The following is a 21,182-nucleotide window of genomic DNA, read 5'->3' on the forward strand; positions in this document are numbered from 1 at the left end:
TCCGCGTACGTTTTCAGTGACATCGGTACGCGATAGTTCGGTACGCCATAGATCGGGACACCACAGAAAGAAGACGGGTGATGAAGAGAGTTGCGATGCGCCACCTGAGCGCGCAGATGCTCATTCTTGCTGTCTGCACCGCGGGAGTGCTCACGTTTGCGGCGCCTGCAGCCGCAACATTGTCGCCCGCAACCTCGTCGCCCGCCCACGCAATTGTGATGGCGGTAGATGATCCCGCGGCTCCCGAGCCTCTACCGCCCGGGGCGTTAAATCCGGCGGAAGTGTCGACGCCGGAACCTGTCCCCACTGTCTCGCCAACACCGACGCTGACCCCAACTCCAAGCCCGACGCAAACTCCGACCCCGACTGAGACGGTCATCCCGAGTCCGGTGCCAACCCCAACCCCAGTGCCCAGCGAAACGCCGGTCGAGCAAGACACCGGCGAAGTGACACCGCTGCCAGCTGTGCCGCCGAGCTTTGCCACGTCAAAGGTTTCACTGACGACGCTAGTGATCGCCATCTCGGTGTTGGCGGCCAGCCTGATCGTGCTGTGGCTGATGCTCCGTCGACGCCCAAACGCCGCGTCGACCGCTTCTGCTGCAGTGCCCGCGACAACGAGCGCGACAGCTGCCGCCGTGGTGCTCGATTCGATGGCCGATACCGGTGCGGCCATGATCGACAGTGGCTACCCCGTGAGCATGGTGCGCTCTGCCGTGCAGGATATTGCTGCCGCTAACGGGTACCCGTCCGCCGAAGTGGTTGTGTTTCCCACCGCCCTCTTCGTATCGCTTAACGACGAAAGCACCACCCTCACGAGAGCGGTGTCGGCCGGACGGCGATCGTACCTGCTGTATCAGGTCGATGTAATCGATCGCGTCGTCAAAGTGGGGCGGCTTCGCGCCGGATCGAGCGCTTGGGTCACGCGCCAGCTCGCCAAGGTAGGCGGACTGGCCGCCCCATTCACCAGCGGTCCCCGAGTGCTTGGCTACGCTCTCACCTCGGGCGCAATCGCCGTGCTCTTGGGCGCATCCTGGTTGGGAATCCTTGTCGCCGCAATCCTCGGCGCCGGTGTCGGCACGCTGCTGTTACTCGGTGAACGATTGGCGCCCAGCTACAACGCGCTGGTGATTGTCGCGGCAGCGCTCGGTTCCTCCGTAATCGTGCTGCTCGTCGCACGGGCGGCCAGTGACCCCGGAGTGTTGCCATCGTTAGTTGCCCCGCTCGTGATTCTGCTACCGGGAGGGCTGCTGACGACCGCAGTGATCGAACTCGCAACCGGCCATATCATGTCCGGTTCCGCACGAGCTGCGGCGGGCGCAATGCGTCTGTTGCTGCTCGCCGTCGGCATACTTTCCGCCAGTGCCCTCGTAGGGGTACCCCGGGTCGAACTCGACGTAGCTAGCGAGCCGTTAGGCCCCCTCGCCCCCTGGATCGCCGTAGCGCTGTTCGGCGTCGGCATCACCATTTATCAGTGCGCGAGACCAGCATCCATTCCGTGGATTCTGCTCGTGCTCTATGTTGCGTATGGCGCTCAAGTTATTGGGGATGTGCTGTTTGGTGGAGTGCTTTCTGCCCTGATCGGTGCGATCGCGATGACCCCGGTGGCGGTGGTCGTCGCTCGACACCGAAACGGCCCGCCCGCAATAGTAAGTTTCTTGCCCGCGTTTTGGATTCTCGTGCCCGGAGCACTGGGTCTCGTTGGGGTCACCGAAGTGCTCGGCGGCGACTCCGGGGCCGGGGGAACCCTCGTGACAGCGCTCGGCACCATGATCGCTATTGCCCTCGGTGTGCTGATCGGGCTCGCCGCGTCCAGTTCACTTCGTGATCGTCGGCTGCCGAAACTTTTTGACTTCCTCGAACCGCTTCCGGTCCCGGTTTCGGAGCCGCGGCGAGACTCAGCGCCCGACGGGGTTGGATAGTCCCTGAGATACCGCCCAGCGCGTGCATGTGTTTCGGCCGGAAACAACAAAATCCCCCTCCCGAGGGAGAAGGATTTCAGTTGCGATGTCTGAGACGTCTTTTCGTTGCGGGGACAGGATTTGAACCTGCGACCTCTGGGTTATGAGCCCAGCGAGCTACCGAACTGCTCCACCCCGCGGCGTGTAAACAACACTAACACAGGGTTCGAGCCACGAAAACCTGACTCAGCGGGCGCACTACGTGCTGCGGCCCGCCGAGTCAGAACGTACTATTCGCTCGCTTCAATTGCCCGCTGGATTGCGGCAACCATACGGTCATCCGCTTCTGCCGCTGCTACCAGATCGTTGGCAGCGTAGGCAGCCTGACGGTCAGCCAGTGCCGTCCTGTAGTCGGCAAGGGCCTGGTCAACAACCGCGTTGTCGCCGGTGGTGCCCGGGTCAGCGGGTGCCTCAGGGTCTACGGGTGCCTCTGGATCGACCGGAACGAGAGGATCCGTCTCGGGAACGTCTCCGTCACCAGCCTCAGCGCCCGAATCGCCTTCGAACAGCACATCGAGAGCTCCGTCGAGGGTGTCCTCAAAGGCGATCTGATCACCGAACGCAACAAGCACCTTGCGCAAGAGCGGGTACTGCGTACCGCTGGTGGACTGAACATAAACGGGCTGCACATACAGCAGACCACCACCGACGGGCAGCGTGAGGAGGTTACCGAGTCTGACCTCAGTATCACCGCGCTGCAACAACGCCAACTGGTTAGCTACGTTCGTGTCAGTGTTGAAGCTGTTTTGCACCTGACCCGGTCCAGGAACCGTGTCCTCCTTCGGCAGGTTGAGCAGCGTCAGTTTGCCGTAGTCGGGGCCAGCATCCGAGTTCGCCGCCAGGTAGCCCGTGAGAACGCTTCGACTGGCGTCATCGGTTCCCTGGGGAATAAATGTCGAGTACAGCGTGAAAGCAGGGCTCTCTGTTCCCGGCACCTGCATCGTCAAGTAATACGGTGGTTGAGTTGATCCCGTAGTCGACACCGGGTCTTCGGGGCTAACCCACTGGTCGTCACTCGAATAGAACGAGGCTGAATCGGTCACGTGGTACGAACCCAAGATTTGACGCTGCATCTTGAACAGATCTGCGGGGTACCGCACGTGATCAAGCAGTTCAACGCTCATCTCGTCCTGCGACACCAACGTATTCGGGAAGACTTTGTTCCACGTTTCAAGAACGGGGTCCTCGTCATCCCACGCATACAGTGTCACCGAACCGTCATATGCATCGACGGTCGCTTTAACTGAGTTGCGGATGTAGTTGATGTCGTCGAGCGCGAACTGCGGCGCCGGCGTGTAGGTATCGGCAATCGCGCTCGAGAGTTGCTCGACCTGCGAGTACGGGTAGTTTGCCCCCGTGGTGTACCCGTCAACGATCCAGACCGTACGGCCATCGACAATTGCGGGGTATACGTCGCTGTCAACCGTGAGGTACGGCGCAACTTTCTTGACTCGCTCGATTGGCTCGCGGTCATACAAAATCTGCGACTCGCTTGTGACATCTGACGAGAGGAAGATCTGCTCTGACTGGAACTTGATCGCATACACAAGCTTCTTGAACAGGTTGTCAAGCAGTGGCCCGCCATCACCCGCGAACGTTGTGGTTGCGTTCTGGTCACCCTCTTCGCCACCGGCCGGAAAATCAAGCTCAATGGGTTTCGCGCCTTCAGGGGCGCCGACAATCGAGTACTCAGGTGACTTCTCACCGAAGTAAATCCGAGGCTCGAACTCACCCAGCGCTCCTGAGCTCGGAATCCCCGACTGCAAGAACACTGGCTCCCCATCGGGCGAACGCTGGTTACCAAAGGCCGCCACCACGCCATAACCGTGCGTATAAACAACGGTGTTGTTGTACCACGACTGAGACTCGCCCAAACCTGACAGGTTGAGCTCACGGGCGGCGATCACCGTGTCCTGAATTTCGCCATCGATTTTATAGCGGTCAACGTCCAGGTGGTTATCAAACTGGTAGTACTGCCTGAACTGTTGGAGCTGCGCAAACGCCTGTGGGGCGATCGCGGGATCGAGAATACGAATGTTCGCTGTCGTGGCCGCGTCTTCACGCAACGCACCCGATTCGGCATCCGTTGTGGCGCTATAGGGAACCTCTTGAATGTCGGCTACGCCGTAGGCATCTCGTGTCGCGTCGATGCTCCGATCGATATATGCAGACTCGAAGGTACGGGCGTTGGGGTCTACCTGGAAGCGCTGCACAACCCACGGGTAGAGGTTTCCGACGACAAGGCCACTGATGAGTAGCAGCGCTGTGCCGATGATCGGCAGACGCCAGCGGCCGATGATCGCGGTCACGATAAAGAGGATCGCCACGATCGCCGCGATTCCAGCGAGGATTGCGCGGCCAGGAATGGTGGCGTTTGCCTCGGTGTAACTGGCACCGGTCTGGAGGAAGCCCTGGCTGGCCGAGTACAACGTCGTGTACTGGTCGAGCCAGATGCTTACCGCCTGGAGTGCAAAGAAAAGCCCCGCCGTAATGGCAAGCTGCACGCGTGCCGACCGCGAAATTCGCACCTCGCGGCCCTGAACGCTCAGCGCACCGTAGAGGTAACTTGTCGCGAGGGCCCCCACAAAGGAGACAATCAACACTGCCGAAGCGAAGCCAACGATCGAGTGATAGAACGGAAGTTCATAGAAATAGAACCCAATGTCGAACCCAAACTGCGGGTCGACACGACCGAATGCGGTGCGGTTGAGCCACTGCAAAGCAACGGGCCAGGCACTTGCTGCGGAAACACCGCCAAAGATTCCCAACAGCACCGGGATGCCAACCATGGCCACTTTGCGCAACGGCTCGACCACCTGCTGGTAGCCCTCCAGCTGGGCATTGAGCTTGGCGTAGATGGGGCGGGCCCGGAAAGCGACCAGCAGACTGATGCCCACCGGAACCGCCATGGCAACAAAGCCGATGGCGAACATCACGACATTCGCGATCCATTGGGTGGTAAGGACCTCCAGATAGCCGACCTGACTGAACCAGAGGACATCTGCATAGAGGTTGGAGAACAAGAAGAAGGCAACGACGATTACGGCAAGAATTATCGCCGTAATCGTAAACGCGGTTCTCGTTTTGTTCGGCGGGGCTGATTTGGTTTGGCTCGACACTGTACCTTGCTCCTGAAATTGGGGGCCTAGCGATATCTTAAAGGTCTTTTATGGGCGAGAAGCTGATAATCGCTCTCAGCGTCGCGCGTCAGCGCTCAAATAACGGCGATCAACTCGATTCACACGACGGAAGCCCCGCGCCACTCAGGCCAGCACGGATGCTAGCAAGCGCAACGAGGGCATCGTTGAGGTCGTCGATTGCGTAGACGGTGAGGTCGTCGGGAATGTTGCCCGTGACCTCATCACAGTTTTCTATGGGCGCAAAAAAGAAGTCGACGCCGGCGTTGCTAGCACCGTACATTTTTTGCTGGATTCCGCCAATGGGTCCGACGTCTCCGGTCGCGGTAATCGTTCCCGTTCCCGCAACCACTTCTCCGCCGTTGATGGCACCGGGCGTGAGCCTGTCGATGATGCCGAGAGCGAACATCATGCCGGCGCTCGGACCACCCACATTTTCCAGCTGAATTTTGACATCGACGGGGAAGTTGTATGCGCTGCCGACGACGACACCAATGATCGCTATCGGGTCATCACCCTCAGACATCGTGGGAGTAATCTCGGCGGTCTGCTCTTCGCCCTCACGTTCAAAAATGACGATGGCGGCAGTGGTCGTGCCGTTGTCGGCAATCTCGTCACGAAGACCTGCCACGTCGCCGAAAGTTTCGTCATTGACGGAACGGATGATGTCGCCCGCTTGCAGCACGCCATCCGAAGGGCCACCCGAACTCGTCTCGGCAACCGTGAGAGTGGCGTCAAACTCGTACTCCAAATTAGACAGCGCCGCGGCAATTGCTTCTTGCTGTGAGCTTTCCATCTGGATGCGACCAGCCTCGGTCGAATCTTCGATCGTCACACCGGGAGGAAAGACAGCTTCGACCGGAACGATTGCGCGACTGGGATCAAAGAAAGCAGCGCCAACCTCGAACCAGCTCAAGGGCGATTCAGGGTTTCCCTGCACATTCACGGTCAGCATGTCGAGCGCGCCCTTGGTGGGATAGGTCGTCTCCACCGGGATCTGGATGAGCGGCACAAGATCGCCGTCGATCTCCACGTCACCCAGAGTGTCGTAGACGGGACCCGGTTGCTCGACGATGTAAGGCGACGGAACGAGCGTTGCCAACAGCGTACCGACGAGCGCAACACTGAGAATCAGCCATCCCACCCAACCGCTTCGGGCGCGCCAAGACGAAGGTTCGGGACGATTGTCAGTAAAGAGGGCCACTAAATCCTTACAGGGTGGAAGCGGTGTTCGCCACAGGCGCACGGTAAGGGTTCCTAGCCTAGGTCAAAACTCAGCCGCACACGGCATCGAGCGACTAGCGTTAATGAATGGCTGATGATGCTGAGAACAATTCTGAAGACGAGTTCCGCGACATGATGCGCGAGTTTCTCTCCGGCGATGGAGACATCGATCCTGCGAAACTCGCCGCAGCCGCCGGTCTACCCAATGATCCCGCGATGATCCGGCACCTGCTCGATCAACTTCAGAGCGCAATGGCCACAAGCGGCGACGGAATCAACTGGGACATCGCGCTCGAGCAGGCAAAAAACCTTGCCGCTCAAAGCACGGTCGTCTCGCTGCCTGCAGAGCGATCCAAACTAGAACAATCGCTTCACGTTGCATCCCTCTGGCTCAATGACGTCACCGACATCTCTGAACTCACCACCGAACCGAAGCTGCTCAGCCGCAGCGAATGGGTCACCCTCACGATGCCCATCTGGACTCAGCTTGCCGAACCCGTCGCTAATTCAATCGCCAACTCACTCACCGAGGTTCTCGAGCAAAACACGCCGGAAGAGATGAATGAGATGCTCAGCGGCGCCAGCAAAATGATGCGCAACATCGGTGGCACCCTATTTGCGATGCAACTCGGCCAGGTAGTGGGGCAACTCGCTAGCGAGGTCGTTTCCGGCGGCGATATCGGCATTCCTCTGCTTGACGAACAGCAAGCAGCACTGATCCCGCAGAGCGTCTTCGCCTTTGGCAGCGGCCTCGACATCCCCGAAGAAGAAGTGCACCTGTATCTTGCAGTACGCGAACTCGCACACGCCAGACTCTTTCGCCATGCGAAGTGGTTGCGCTTGCAGTTCATGACTTCAGTTACCGCCTATGCCCACGACATCCACATTGATTCGGATGCGATTGCCGAACTGGCTAGCGGCTTCGACCCGAACAACCCCGAAGAATTGCGCGACGCCATGACCAACGGGTCGCTGATTCCCCCAAAGAGCCAAGAGCAAAAAGAGGCACTCGAACGCCTCGAAACCGTGCTGGCGCTTGTGGAAGGCTGGGTGGATGTGGTGACTGCCGCCGCGACGACGCGACTGCCATCTCGCGGTGCCATTGCCGAAACTGTTCGCCGCCGCCGCGCATCCGGTGGCCCGGCAGAGTCTGCCTTCGCCACACTTGTCGGCCTAGAGCTTCGACCGCGTCGACTGCGGGAAGCCGCCACAATGTGGCAGCTCGTCAACGACGAACTGGGCTCCCAACAGCGGGATGCGCTCTGGTCGCACCCCGACCTCATGCCGACCGCGGCCGACATCGACGACCCTGCTGCCCTCGTGGCTCGCCTGCGTGACGGCGGCAGCACACCAGACGACATCGATCAGGCAATCAGTGACCTTCTCAATGATGAATCCGGGGAGCGCCCCCACGAGGGCGAGAACCCCTAACCTGCACTGTGGACGCTTCGCGCTGAGGATCCGGCGGCGTGGGCACAATGTTCACATGATCTTGCGCGTAGACCCCCGGCTACCACTGGTGTGGCGCTCCCCCACCAGCGCACAGATCGGCGTTGATCCACCGGCCGTTGTGCTGCCGCATGTCACCGAAACCCAAGAAAAGGTTCTCTCCGCCCTGGTGGCGGGCATCAGCCAGAGCGGTCTCGCCATGCTCGCCCGCTCACACCCCGACGAATGCGACGACCTGGTCGATGCTCTCTCCCGGGTACTCATCGCCACGCCACCCCCACCACCGAATGCGAGTGTTGCCATTATTGGGGCCGCTAGCCCGCTCATAGAGTCGATCGCGCGCGTGCTCGCGGCCAGTGGCGTGAGTGTGAGCGTGGCCGAACACGCGGATGAACTCGCCGCCGCCCACCCCGATCTCGCGATCGTGGTCGGCCACTTTGTGCTCACACCCTCAGTGCACACACACTGGCTTCGTCGTGATGTTCCGCACCTCCCCGTCGTCATCTCCGACTCCGCCGCCGAGATCGGGCCCGTTGTCACCCCCGGAGTTACCGGATGTCTGCTCTGTGTCGAACTGCACCGTCGCGACAACGATCCGGCATGGCCAGCAATCGCGACTCAACTCATCGGCCGAGCGTCGCATGCCCTCACCCCCGTGCTGATTGCCGAAGCTGCCGCAGAAACTAGCCGGATGGCACTTCACCGTCTCGGCCGGGTGGGCTATACGGTCTTCGACCACACCCCCGCCGATTCACACACCTCAGTGCGCATCGATGACGCCACCGGTCGTCGTGATGAGAGCCTGCGTTTCCGCCACCCCGATTGTGGTTGTCAGCAGGTAGACAATATCGTCAGCGTGACGTCCGGTCGCGCACGTCCTCCAGAAAGCGACTGGGAGCACGACGCCCACCCCGACCGGTTTGTGCGCTAGCCGACCACGACATCCCGAGCGATCGGCGTGCACGAGTAATGCCGACATAGAGCAGACGCCGCTCCTCATCAATCGCGGCGGGAGTTCGGGCATAGCTGATCGGCAGCAGGCCCTCGTTGAGCCCAACAATGTGCACGCAATCCCACTCCAGGCCTTTGGCTGAATGAAGAGTCGCGAGGTTCACGGCGGAGCGCAGCGGTTCATTATTGCTGCTCTGGCGGTCGACGAGGTCGGCAACAAACTCGCGAAGCGTCAGCTCGGTGGGCGAATCCTCGGCGAGGCGCATGATCACGTTGAGCGATTCCCAGCGATCACGCACCGCGCCCGCGCTTTCGGGAGGATCTTGCGACCACCCGATCGATCTCAACACATCGCTGACCGACTTGAACAGTGGCTCCGTCGCTGTAGAGATGGATGCCCCCCGGAGCAACATAATTGCCTCCTTGACCTCGCGCTGCTCAAAGAATCGGGTTGCTCCGCGCACCAGGAACGGAACTCCGGCGGCCGACAGCGCAGCCTCAATCGACTGCGATTGTGCATTGATGCGGTACAGCACAGCGATCTCTTCGGGGCTGGTTCCTGCCGCAATCTGACCCGCGATCGTCTCCGCAACGGCCGCAGCCTCTGCCTGGTCGTCATCGTAGCCGGTGACCGCTGGCGGCACCGAGTGTTCGGCGGTTGCGGCCTGCAGAGTCAATGCGCCAGGTTGGTTTGCCATCAGCTTGTTGGCGGTGTGCACGATCTCGGCGGTCGACCGATAGTTACGCTCCAGCCGCAACACGATCGCGTTGTCATGGTGCGCGGCAAAACGCAGCAAGAAGTCGGGGCTCGCCCCCGCGAAAGAATAAATCGTTTGGCTGACATCGCCGACCACACAGAGGTCGTCGCGGTCTCCGACCCATAGCCGCAGCAGTTCGTGCTGCAACGGTGACACATCCTGATACTCGTCCACGACAAAGAATCGGTACTGCTCGCGTACCTGCTGCGCGATGCGGGGTTCAGCTTCAATCATTCCGGCCGCGGCCAGCAACACATCTTCGAAGTCAATCTGCCGGCGGGCATCCTTCGTGGCCTCGTATGCGGTCTGCAGCGCAACCATGCGATCCATCGTGAGAGCGGCTGGCACGGTGCGGCCAGCACCCCCATACTGTTCAATCGAGATGCGGGAGGTCTTGCGCCACTCAATTTCTGCCGCAACGTCACGCAGGGTGGCCGTATCCAACTTGAGTTTCAGGGTATCGGCGGCGTGCGCGATCATTCGCGCTTTACCTTCGAGCAGTCGCGGCATTGTTCCGCCGATGGTTTGCGGCCAAAATGCGTTCAGTTGCGAGAGCGCGGAGGCGTGAAAAGTGCGAGCAGCCACTCCATCAGCACCGAGCGCCCGCAGTCGACCACGCAGCTCTCCGGCAGCGCGATTGGTGAACGTGAGCGCCATCACTCGACCGGGCGGGTAGACACCGGTCGCCACGCCGTAGGCAATGCGGTGCGTTATCGCCCTCGTCTTTCCCGTACCGGCTCCCGCCAGCAGGCAGACGGGCCCCAGCAGCGTCTCCGCCGCTTGTCGCTGGCCGTCATCGAGGGCGTCGAGGAGGGCGTCGGCCTGTACAGTCACGACTGCTGGTCGATCGGTTCGCCGTACCAATGCTCAATGATCGCGCGCGCAATGGACGAGTGCCCGGGCAAACGTATGTCGTTCAGCGATGCGGCAAGCTCGTCGCGGCTAAACCAGCGCAGATCAAGAATTTCGGTGCCATCTGGGGTGCCTGGCCCAGAAAAACCGGGGGCTACAGATGCCATGAAGCCGAGCATGAGCGATGCCGGGAACGGCCATGGCTGACTGCCTAAATACACCGGATCGACCACGGGAACACCGGATTCTTCGAAAATTTCTCGCTCGACGGCTGACTCAAGTGACTCGCCCGGTTCGACGAATCCGGCAAGAAGCGAGTACCGGTTCGATTCCCACAGCGCGTTTGACCCGAGCAGCAGGCGGTCATCGTTGTCGGTGACGCCGACGATGATTGCCGGGTCGGTGCGGGGAAATACGTCGATATTCGACGTAACGTCGCGCCGAACCCAGCCCGCTTTCTCCACCACCGTGGGTTCACCGGTGCGCGGCGAAAACAGGTGGGATGAGTGCCAGTTCAGGATGGAAAGAGCTTCGGTAAACAGCCCGACATCCCGCGCGCTCAACCGGGTAGCAATCGAGCGCAGGTTTCCCCAGCTGGCTTCAGCAAAATGTCCGGCGTCGTGGAGTTCCATGGTCACGATGGCAGTGCCGACCGGCTCGGGGCCCGTGGTGGAGGTCGATCGCCCGAGATACACACTCGTGTCGCCGCGCTCGATCGCATCCGGCCGCAGTAACGCCAGCGATCCTTCAGCGGAGAGCAGGGCTGAGCCATCAAAAATCGGCAAAACTCTGGTCGCCGTGTCGCGCCACAAGCGGTCAAGAAGATGAGGGTCTTCTCTAGCAAGATGGTCACGATCAATCTCATAGCGCGACAGCGGCAGCCGCGAAAGAAAAGACTGTGACATGTATCGACCCCGTCCCAAGTGCGTGGCGTGCGGCAAATGCGCGTCTGAGCAACCTACCCTGAGTGTTATGGCCAGATCACATCTCACTCTAGCCGCGCTGGCGACCTCTGCTGTTGAGGGGCTCGATGTTGCCGCAGCCGCTCCATTCGGTACCGGCAGCGTCAACGACTTCGATTCCGCGCTGATCACCGGGCGCGACGGTAAGCACTGGATTATTCGAGTGCCCCGCAACACCTCTGCAGAAAATCTGCAGTCTGCCGACCTCGTAGCGCTTCGTGCGTTGAGTGCCGGGGTTCGCACCCGTCTACCGTTTGCCGTCACACGCTATGCCGGTCAGGTACCCGTTGGCCAAACCCGCGGGATAGTTTATGAATTTGTGTACGGCAGCAAAGTACCCATGCGCTCGTACACGACCGGCCCAGGCTCGCTCTCAGCATCTATCGGTTCCGCGATCGCCGCGATTCACAGCCTGCCAACAAGCTTTGTGGCGGATGCCGGGCTCCCCGTGCAGACCGCCGGTGAAAGCCTCCGCGCGTGCATTTCTATCATCGACCGCGCCGCCGCCACCAAGCTGGTTCCCCGAGCGCTACTCGAACGCTGGCGTGCCGCTGCCGCAGACTCCACAATTTGGCAGTTTCAACCGACGGTCGTCAACGGCTCGCTTGTTTCTGACTCATTCCTCAGCTCAGACAATGCGGTCACCGGTGTTCTCGGCTGGCACGACATCAAAATCGGCGACCCGGCAACCGACTTGCAGTGGCTACTCGGCCCGCGCAACGAGGCCATCATCGACACCGCGTTCGGTGCCTACTCGGATGCCCGCGGTGCTGGCGACCGCCAACTCAAACAGCGCGCCACTTTCTATGCTGAACTCTCCGTCGTCAAATGGTTGCTGCACGGAACGGAAGTCCGCAGTACCGAAATTGTGGATGACGCAGTCGAAATGCTGACGACGCTACTCGACGACATTCGTGATGACGTGATGAATCCGATCAGCGCCAACACAGTTCCCACGATGGCTGTCGACGAGGTCGAGGCCATGCTGCGCAACAACAATCGCGCCGGCTAGAGGTCTTCTTTCGGAGAGCGTCGTTTGCGCGCCCCTCGGGATAGCGAGGCGCGCAGCGCACGAAGCCGGTTGCGGGATGTCGGAGCGTGGGCGGCGGCGGCGCCAGAGCCAGAGCCAGAGCCAACGATCGGCATCGATTCCGTGATCGCACGCGACCGGGGATGTGGCACGATCGCCATCCATCGACCGGTGCGACGCGGCGCAACGCGCACCGTCAGGCGCCCGGAGCGCGCTAGCAGGATCGCTATCGTGATCGCGACAACCGTGGGAACCCCACCCGCAATGACAAAAGCGATCTTGGCACCCCACAGTTCGGCAATGGTGCCCATGAGCGGTCCGCCCACCGCCTGTCCCCCGAGGATGACCATCACGTAGAAGGCCATCACCCGGCCGCGTATCACCAGGTTGGACGACAGCTGCACCATCGTTTCGGCCGCCGTCATGAGAAGCAGCCGGCTCAGCCCAATACCAATCAACACTCCCAAGAACAGCGAATAAATTGGCACGATTCCGGCCAGCATCATCGCGACGCCGTAGAGCACCGCGCCGAAGATGATGGTGCGCAGCCGGAGGCTTGAGCGGCGAGCTGATGCCAGCGCTCCAAGGAGCGCACCGATGGCCGCCAGCGAGTTGTAGAGGCCGTAACCACTAGCGCCGGTCTCGTAGACGGTGTTCGCCATCGCGGCCAACAAAGTCGGCATCGGCATGCCGAACACGGCGATCACAAAAACCATCACCATTGTCCAGAACAGCGTGGGCTTATTGCGAATGTAACGCATGGCTTCACGAATTTGCCCCTTTGTCCCTGGGGCACGCGGGGCGATCAGGAGTTCCCTCTTGCGCATTGACGCCAAAATAATGACACCGATGACGACCGCCACCGCGTTGATACCGATGGCCCAGCCTGAACCCGCAGCCACAATCAACACGCCACTCAGTGCCGGGCCCAAGAACGCGCCCGAGTGAAAGATCGACGCATTGAGACTGATCGCATTGCGCAGGTGACGCGGGCCAACCAGCTCGTTGACAAAAACCGCCCGCGCTGGGTTGTCGAAGACTTGAATGATGCCCATGAGCAACACCAGCAGGTATACGAGCCAGAGTTCTGCTACCCCCAGGATCGTCACGATCGCGAGGGCAAGGCTGAGCACACCGATAATCGACTGCGCGATCATCAGCGTTGCGCGCTTATCAAAACGGTCGGCGATAACGCCCGCATAGGCGCCGAGCACAATCGTGGGAGTGAACTGGATTGCGATCGTGAGACCTACCAACGCCACATTGCCGGTGAGTTCGAGAACGAGCCAATCAACGGCGATGCGCTGCACCCATGCCGCGGTGTAGGCGATAAATTGCGCGATGACGTAAAGCCGGTAGTTGTGTAGTCGAAGCGAACTGAAAGTGTCGCGCCACAGCGGGCGCTGCATCACAGCCGAGATGGGCACTGTTGCCGGAGAAGTCTCAGATGTCATAGCCACACCCTCAACCGTATTGTCACCCCACTCATTCCCGTGCATAATCGAGCCTATAAATTCAATTACGTTTCGTAATGGAGTGTGCGTGTTCGATCCCGTATTACTGAAATCTTTTGTTGCTCTCGCCGACACCCTCAGCTTCACCGATGCCGCCCGAACGCTGAGTCTCAGTCAGCCCACGATCAGCCAACACATTCGAAAACTTGAGGCGGCAGCCGGCCGAATTCTCGTGTTGCGCGACACCCGCGCAGTATCTCTCACCGACAACGGCGAAGCCATGCTGGGCTTCGCCCGCGCGATCTTGGCGGCCGAAGATCAAGCGGTGAACTATTTCACCGGCTCCGCGATGCGGGGGCGGCTTCGTTTCGGGTCAGCAGACGACCTCGCACTCACACAACTGCCGGGCATCTTGCGGGATTTTCGTCAGCTCTACCCACAGATCAATCTAGAACTGACCGTGAGCCAAAGCGGCGCACTCGTGCGTCGATTGAAGGCTGGCCAACTTGATCTCATTTTTGTCAAACAGGATGCCGGAGCCGAAGGCGGCCAGCTCGTGCGCCGTGACCGAATGGTCTGGATCGGGCACAAGAGCATGAACATGGATGCCGCCTCCCCCGTGCCTCTGATCTTGTATCAGGCCCCCAGTCTGGGGCGCGAGTACGCGATGCGCGCTCTCGAAGCTGGGGGTCGCACGTGGCGGATAACCTGCAATGTGAAGGAAGTGAATGGTGCGTTGGCTGCTGTGAGGGCGGGAATCGGAATTGCGGTGTTTCCGCAGTCACTGATCCCGGCAGACCTCGCGCAGGTTCCGGCCTCCTTTGAACTGCCCGAGCTCGGTGATGTTGACTTCGTCTTGCTCAACAACCCGATGGTCGCTCGCGAACCGGTCGATGCGTTGAGTGCGGCGATCCTGAGTAGACCGGTACAGCGGCGATCCTGACGCGTTCCCTGCTCGTATTCTGGGTGTCAGGGTGGATCAGGCGCGTCAGGCGCTAAAGCTTGGCGCGGTACCTACGGATCGTGCCCACGCTGCGCGTAACTCGCTCTCGCCATAAAGATGCTCGGGCCGAATCACGGTATCGTCGGCAACGAAATAAAATGCTGCATCAATGTTTTCGGGCGCTATGCCCCTGAACTGCGCGTACGCCAATCGGTAGAGCGCGAGCTGCAATTGCTTGGCTTCGAGATCGGCGGCATCACGAGGCGCGCGACCGGTCTTCCAGTCAACAATTTCGTAGCGATCGCCGTCGGCGTAGACAGCGTCAATCTTGCAAATCACCACCCGATCGTCGAACGGAACGTGAATCTCGATCTCAACGTCGACGGGCTTGCGCGTTGCCCACGACGAGCGTTCGAAGGTTGCCTGCAAACGGGCCAACTGTTCGGCATCCGCGACACTGTCGGCATCCGTTCCGTCGATTTCGAGGGGCAGTGCGTCGAATGTGTCCGCCGATGCTGAACCGCCAAAGCGAGTCTCCACCCACTCGTGAAACTGAGTTCCCAACCGTGTTGCCCGGTAGGGCTTTTCGGGCATGGGCCGGCGAAGCGATAGCGCGACCGCTTCGGGGTCGGCGATGTAGTCCTTGAACCGGGAGGCCGGGATGCGCTGGGGCAGCGGCGTGCGTGTGGCGTCACTTGCGGCTTGATCGCGTTCCGCCAGCAGCAGATCGATTTCGCGGGACCACAGCCCCTCACCCCCCGGGTCGGCAGTGTTCACTGACTGTGCGGCAGTTTCGACGGTCGCCCGCCGGTGGCCAAGGGGATCAAACGGCCAGAGCGGGTCGACAAGGTCATTCAGGGTCGGGTTTTCCTCGTTAACCGGGTCGGTCGGTAGTTCCTCGATGAGGCCGCGCTCCTGCAATTCCTGCAGAAACACGCTGGGGGCTTGGGGTTTGCTCCGGCTCGACCAAAATGACCCCGAGAGCAGCAGGTTGTCGCGCGCACGGGTGATGGCTACGTAGCCGAGTCGACGCTCTTCGGCCTGGTGACGGTCAGCGAGCGCCACTTTAAAGTCTTTCAGCGAGGCATCAAACTCGGACTGATAGTTCGCGTTCTCCCACGCAACCTCGGGGAGTTCTGCGGAGTCGCCCCGGAAAGCGAACGGTAACTTGCCGAAGCCCACCCATCCTTTGCCCTCCCGTGATGTTGCCGGAATTTCACCGGCAACCAGCCGCGGAAGCGCGACCAGATCCCACTCCAGCCCTTTCGAGGCGTGGATGGTGAGCAACTGAACCGTGCCAGCTTCCGCATCATCACTGCGCGGCCCCATCATGTCTTGCTGCGCCGCACGTCGAAGCCAGGACAAGAAACTGCCCAGGGTGGCCTGATCATCACTGGCAAGAAAACCCGCTAGCTCATCATGGAAGGCATACAGATTTGCCATGCCCTGCGCTTGAGGGCGGCTCGCGACAACTTCGATGTCGAGCAGTAGCTCTTGCTCAAGCAGGCGCACAAGGTCTCCCAGCTCGAGACCGGCTCGCGAACGGAAGAACGCCAACTGCGCGGCGGCATCCTTGAGCCGAAGAATTCCTTCGTCGCTGAACCCCTGAAGTTGCGAGTGTGTGGCGGGCGCCTCCCCCACAAAGTCGAGAGCATCGACGATGGATGCCGAATCATCGACCGCGACTGACTCGCGCATGCGCTGGCGCACTTCGGCGCTCAGCTCCTGCTGTGTCACAGATCGGCTCAGCAACCATCGCGAGAGGGATGCGAGTTCGGCCAGATCGCGCGGGCCGATCGACCATCGAGCACCGGCTAACAGTCGGATGAGTTCTGATCCGGCGGTGGGATCGTGAATGACGGTGAGCGCGCTCACTAGGTCGACTATTTCGGGGGTGGAGAGCAGTCCGCCGATTCCGAGCACGTGATACGGGACTTCTTCTGTGGCCAACGCTGCGGCAAAACGATCCATGTCGCTGCGACGCCGAAACAGGATCGCTGCCGTTGGCGGTGTGGGGGCCGCCACCTCAGGGTCGGGGTCGTAGTGGTTCCAGGCTGGCGGGGCGAGCGCTCCCGCGAACCACTTCGCGACGCCGTGAGCTTCTTCGTCGATGTGCTCGAAGTAGTGGGCGTCGATGGTTCCGGCGGGCGAGTCAGGGCGAGCATCCAACGACTCAACGCGCACTGGCGACCGCGCGCTGAGGGGTTCAACGATCACGTTGGCGGCGTCGAGCACGCTCGTGGCGTTTCGCCAGCTCGTCGAGAGCGCAAAGATTTGTGCATCGTCAGTGCCACTGAAGTCGCGGCTGAACCGGGCGAGGTTTGCCGCGCTTGCTCCGCGCCAGCCATAAATTGACTGGTGTGGGTCGCCGACGGCCATCACCGCATGATTGCCGAACAAGCGCGCGAGCAGCCGCGTTTGCACAACGCTGGTGTCTTGGTACTCGTCGAGCAGCACGACACGGTAGCGGTCCTGATAGTGCTCGACAACGTCGCTGGAGCGCTCGCTGACCTCGAGCGCTAGAGCCACCTGATCGCTGAACTCCAACAACCCCTGTTGACGTTTTTGTTGAGCATACTGCACGGCCAAGTCGAGCAACGGCGCAAGTGAACCGACCTCGCTGACCGCCTCGATCACAGAAACGTATGGCGTCTTTTTGTGTGCGGTCTCGGCAAAGGGCAACTCAGAAAGTTGGGTGAAGCGCGCGGCGTACGCAGCGACGTCAGCGGCATGGGCAACGTTGTCGCTGAGAGCGTGGCTGATGGCGAGCACAGCCTCGGTGAGCGCAGTGATCGACTTTTCGAGCCCAATCAGGCGTTCATCGGTGCTGGCGACAACAAGCTTGCGGGCAAGTTGCCACGACGAGGGGTCATTCAGCAGCGTTGATTCGGGTTCGCGACCGATCAGCAGGGCGTTCTCGCTGAACAGCGCGCTGGCGAATGAGTTGTAGGTTGAGATGGTCGGCTGATCGAACTCGATCGACCCTGTTTCTGGCGTTGCCGTGAACCGTTCCGGGTGGCGGTCTTGCACGTCCCGCAGAATCGCGATGCGCTCGCTCACCCGCTTGCTGAGGGAACCGGCCGCTTTGCGGGTGAAGGTGAGGCCCAAGATCTGATCGGGGGTGGTGAGGTTATTGGCCACAAGCCACACCACACGGCTGGCCATCGTGTCAGTCTTGCCGCTGCCGGCACCCGCGACAACGAGCGCGGGGGTAAGCGGAGCCTCGATCACCACTTGCTGCTGCGCGGTGGGCGCATGGATGCCCAGGAGACCGGCAAGGTCAACGGAGGAGATCATCGGGCGCTCACCTGCGGCACGACGTGAATGCGACAGTTGCCGAAACTCCACGGATCGGTGCAGTGGCTGCTCATGCGGGCCACAAACACGTTGGCGGCCATGCCCCTGGCATCCTCAACAACGCGCTGGCGGAACAGTTCGAGCTGCTCATCGGTCATCGGTGCCTGCTTCGGGTCAACGTAGTCGCGGGTCTTTGCCGAGGGTGACAGCACAACGAGCTTGGCGCCACCGTTGACGAGACCCCCGGGCACTCCCTCGATCGCACCGGATGCGAATGCGAGTTGGTAAGCCGCCAATTGTGGGTGATCAGCTACCGCGTTATCGGTTGATGGTTCGTTTTTTCCGGTCTTGAGGTCAACTATCACTGCGGTTGTTCCGCCATACATTTCCACCCGGTCAATTTTTCCGCTCAGCCGCGCGTGCTCAAGCGGAAGCACAAAGGCCATTTCGTTGCTAATGAGCTCACCACCGTTGGCCGCGAAGTCGCGCAGGTAGGTGGCCAGATGCTGGGTGAGCTTTCGCGCTCGGAGCTTTTCGGCTTCGGACTGCCAGGTCGCTTCAAAAGTCATCTCACCCCAGCGTTCCTCAACGGCACAAAACAGCGCCTCTGCGCTGAACTCGGTAGCGGTTTCAGCGACCCCGTGGATGAGCGAACCGAGGTTCGACGCAACGGTGGAGGTCGCCCCACCCAATTGGTCGATGGCCCAGTGCAGCGGGCAGCCTTCGAATGATTCCATGCGTGAGGGTGACACTCGCACTTCGGCATCCGGATCGCTCAGATCGACCAGCGGCGCCGTCGTACTCGGTGCGCGCAGCCCGTACCACCAGCGGGGGTCGGCACCGGGCACCCCCTCGCGGGCTAGACGTGCCAGGGATGCCGCGGCCGCCCCCGGATTGGTTGATGTTGTTAGCTCTCGTCGAAGCACACCGACAAGACCGCGCAAGCTCAGCGGCGGCCTGACCCTCAGCGGTTCGTCCGGTGTCGGAATCAGAGTCATAAACGGTGACGGCATGCTGTCATCACCCTCGACGGCGGTCACGATCACCTCGCTGGTGGCACGAGAAACGGCCTGCGCAAACATCCGCAATTCATCGTGCAGTACTTCCCGTCGGCGGTCGGCGACCGCGAGCTTCTCGCCCGCAAGCACCCGGGGCAGATCGTGGGCACCAAGCAGCGAACCGCGCACGCGAAGGTTGGGCCAGACGTTTTCTTGCATTCCGGCAATAACGACCACGTCGAACTCTTGCCCGATGACGGATGCCGGTGTTCCGACCGTGACCGAGTCAACGACGGAGCGCGCAGCAAGGGTATCTTCGGCCACATCCGCCGACAGCCACTCGTTGAGAAAAAGATTGGCGGGGGCATCAGGGCGGCGCTCGACAAAGCGCTTGGCGGCGGAGAAAAGCGCAACAACCGCGTCAAGGTGGCGATTGGCTTCTTCGGCGACCACACCGGAACCGAGTGCCTGGACAAACCATCGGTCGGCAAGACCGCTGCGCTGCCAGGCACCCCAGAGCAGCTCTTCGATGGTGTCGCCAGCGGCAGCCGCGGCAGCAGTTTCGCGCAGGTTCTTTGCCACTGCCGCTGCCTGCCTGGCGACTCTGGTCTCAATGCTGGTGAACCCGGCGGGGGCCGCAAGCGCCTGCGCGATGAGCTGGTCGGCGGGGTCATAGTTTTCTGCGGCCAGGGCCTCGTGGCGCAGTGCCGCCTTGAGGCGACGCAGTGACACCGCGTCAAATCCGCCGACCGAGCTGCTCAACAAGTGCACCGCCGATTCCGCGTCTAGCGGCCGACGGTGCAAAGCCAATTCCAGCAGCACAATAAGCCCGTTCACGCTGAACTCATTGCGCACAGCGCTGCGAGCGCTCGACACACTCGTGACGACCTCGAGCGTGCGCAGCTGGCGAGCGAGCGAAGGGATCAACGATCCGGTGCGCACGATGACCGCCATGCGAGACCACGGCACCGACTCCAGCACATGTTTCTCGCGCAGCTGCCGTGCAATGAAGGCAACTTCTTCAGCCGGGGTTGCCATCTGATAGCTGCGGATGCTCGACGGTTCAGTGGCGACTGACTCCGACTTTCGCTGCTGGATGAGCCCCGAGACGCCGATACGCGCGGTCAGCCCGGTGACACTCTGCCGCAGAGTCGCGCCATGTCGGTGCACTGCTGAGAGAAAGAGCGTGCGACTGTCGGTGAGGCTGAGCCGTTCGGCCCAGGCAGCGAGCACTCCGGGCTGTGCCCCGCGGAACGATCCTGTCGTGAGGTCGGGGTCACCGAACCCGATGATCGTTATCCCCCGACTGGCGAGAGCCCGCAGCAGCGAAATGGTCGCCTCGGTGAGCTCGTGAGCATCGTCGACAATCACGAGACGCAACCGGTCGATCGCCGCGTAATGACCCTGAGTGATGAGAGCGGCAGCCTCAGCAAGCAACTCGCTTGCATCAAAGTGACGATCGCGATAGCTCGCCTTAACGGCGTCGTACACAGAGATGAACGCGGATGCCGCCACCCATTCCGGGCGATCGTTGCGTTCCCCCAGCTGCCGAAGGTCGTGGGGTGTGACTCCGAATTCGACACAGCGCATCATGAGATCGCGCAGCTCAGTGCGGAATCCGCGCAGTTGCCGAACCTCGTCATCGAGATGGGCTGGCCAGGGGGCACCGCCGCCGTCGGCCATCTCCCCAGCAAGAAGCTCAGCAATGATCTGGTCTTGTTCGGCACCCGTGAGTAGCGTCGGCGCGCCGTCGCCTGCGGCGGCAGCCGCCTCCCGAATCACTTCGAAGGCCAAAGAGTTGGCGGTGCGCGCCATGGGCCCCAGCGTGGGAGCGTCGATGCGGGCAGCAAGGCGATCCCTGAGCGAGGTGGCGCTCTGGCGGGTCGCCGAGAGCACCACTATTTGCTGAGGAGTCCAGCCGCGGGCGTGCACCCGCTCGGCCACCAACTCTACGAGCGTCACCGTTTTGCCCGAGCCGGGCGCACCAACCACAATCGCACTTAGACCGTCAGCGAGTGCAACGACCGCCCGCTGAGAGTCATCAAGCTCGAGCGGCTCGGTGACCGCGACATCCGCGTGCTCCTCGGGCAAGGTGACCATGAAGCAACGCTATCTGGATGCGCTGACAGAGAACGCACATTCACCGACTCCCGTTGTGTCGTAATCTTG

Annotated in this window: 12 protein-coding genes and 1 tRNA gene; 5 read left to right on the forward strand and 8 right to left on the reverse strand. The window is 61.2% G+C overall.

The genetic code is table 11. The features are described 5' to 3' along the window. The first annotated feature begins 80 nt into the window (after positions 1–80). The gene (locus FB472_RS03470; RefSeq protein WP_141989670.1) at positions 81–1,919 is read left to right on the forward strand and encodes a threonine/serine exporter family protein; all 1,839 of its coding nucleotides are present in this window, start codon (positions 81–83) and stop codon (positions 1,917–1,919) included. Positions 1,920–2,024: 105 nt separating this feature from the next. On the opposite strand, the gene FB472_RS03475 is transcribed toward FB472_RS03470, so the two are convergent. The 3 genes from FB472_RS03475 to FB472_RS03485 all read right to left on the reverse strand — a co-directional run bounded on the left by FB472_RS03475 (position 2,025) and on the right by FB472_RS03485 (position 6,239). Beyond that, positions 2,025–2,098: transfer RNA gene (locus FB472_RS03475), tRNA-Met, on the reverse strand. 90 nt (positions 2,099–2,188) lie between these two features. After that, positions 2,189–5,077 carry a UPF0182 family membrane protein gene (locus FB472_RS03480; protein ID WP_215730374.1) on the reverse strand — a complete coding sequence of 963 codons (2,889 nt, stop codon included), beginning with the start codon at positions 5,075–5,077 and terminating at the stop codon, positions 2,189–2,191. A gap of 109 nt (positions 5,078–5,186) precedes the next feature. Next, entirely contained in the window at positions 5,187–6,239 is a 1,053-nt protein-coding gene (locus FB472_RS03485) for a YlbL family protein (RefSeq protein WP_246078060.1), read from the reverse strand. A 167-nt stretch (positions 6,240–6,406) separates the two neighbouring features. Between FB472_RS03485 and FB472_RS03490 the strand changes: the two genes are divergently transcribed. Both FB472_RS03490 and FB472_RS03495 read left to right on the forward strand, forming a co-directional pair. Further along, the gene (locus tag FB472_RS03490; RefSeq protein WP_141989672.1) at positions 6,407–7,750 is read left to right on the forward strand and encodes a zinc-dependent metalloprotease; all 1,344 of its coding nucleotides are present in this window, start codon (positions 6,407–6,409) and stop codon (positions 7,748–7,750) included. A 55-nt stretch (positions 7,751–7,805) separates the two neighbouring features. Beyond that, positions 7,806–8,699 (forward strand): hypothetical protein, encoded by an 894-nt coding sequence (locus FB472_RS03495; protein WP_141989673.1) that lies wholly within the window; start codon positions 7,806–7,808, stop codon positions 8,697–8,699. Here FB472_RS03495 and FB472_RS03500 read toward each other — a convergent pair. Further along, positions 8,620–10,311, reverse strand: a complete 1,692-nt coding sequence (locus tag FB472_RS03500; RefSeq protein WP_141989674.1) for an ATP-dependent helicase — start codon at positions 10,309–10,311, stop codon at positions 8,620–8,622. The genes FB472_RS03495 and FB472_RS03500 overlap by 80 nt on opposite strands. Next, positions 10,308–11,234 carry an NAD(+) diphosphatase gene (gene nudC, locus FB472_RS03505; protein ID WP_141989675.1) on the reverse strand — a complete coding sequence of 309 codons (927 nt, stop codon included), beginning with the start codon at positions 11,232–11,234 and terminating at the stop codon, positions 10,308–10,310. Before nudC ends, FB472_RS03500 begins: the two co-directional genes overlap by 4 nt. A gap of 67 nt (positions 11,235–11,301) precedes the next feature. Here nudC and FB472_RS03510 point away from each other — a divergent pair, with 67 nt between their 5' ends. Next, positions 11,302–12,303, forward strand: a complete 1,002-nt coding sequence (locus FB472_RS03510; protein WP_141989676.1) for a phosphotransferase — start codon at positions 11,302–11,304, stop codon at positions 12,301–12,303. Here FB472_RS03510 and FB472_RS03515 read toward each other — a convergent pair. Then, entirely contained in the window at positions 12,300–13,775 is a 1,476-nt protein-coding gene (locus FB472_RS03515; protein WP_246078061.1) for an MFS transporter, read from the reverse strand. The two genes, FB472_RS03510 and FB472_RS03515, sit on opposite strands and share 4 nt — an antisense overlap. 88 nt (positions 13,776–13,863) lie before the next feature. Here FB472_RS03515 and FB472_RS03520 point away from each other — a divergent pair, with 88 nt between their 5' ends. Next, positions 13,864–14,718 (forward strand): LysR substrate-binding domain-containing protein, encoded by an 855-nt coding sequence (locus tag FB472_RS03520; protein WP_021810024.1) that lies wholly within the window; start codon positions 13,864–13,866, stop codon positions 14,716–14,718. Positions 14,719–14,763: 45 nt separating this feature from the next. Here FB472_RS03520 and FB472_RS03525 read toward each other — a convergent pair whose 3' ends face one another. Then, positions 14,764–18,015, reverse strand: a complete 3,252-nt coding sequence (locus FB472_RS03525; protein ID WP_141989678.1) for an ATP-dependent helicase — start codon at positions 18,013–18,015, stop codon at positions 14,764–14,766. Then, positions 18,012–21,113, reverse strand: a complete 3,102-nt coding sequence (locus FB472_RS03530; protein WP_141989679.1) for an ATP-dependent helicase — start codon at positions 21,111–21,113, stop codon at positions 18,012–18,014. The genes FB472_RS03525 and FB472_RS03530 overlap by 4 nt, the downstream gene beginning before the upstream one ends. Positions 21,114–21,182: the final 69 nt, after the last annotated feature.

The organism is Rhodoglobus vestalii (assembly GCF_006788895.1).
Classification (GTDB): domain Bacteria; phylum Actinomycetota; class Actinomycetes; order Actinomycetales; family Microbacteriaceae; genus Rhodoglobus; species Rhodoglobus vestalii.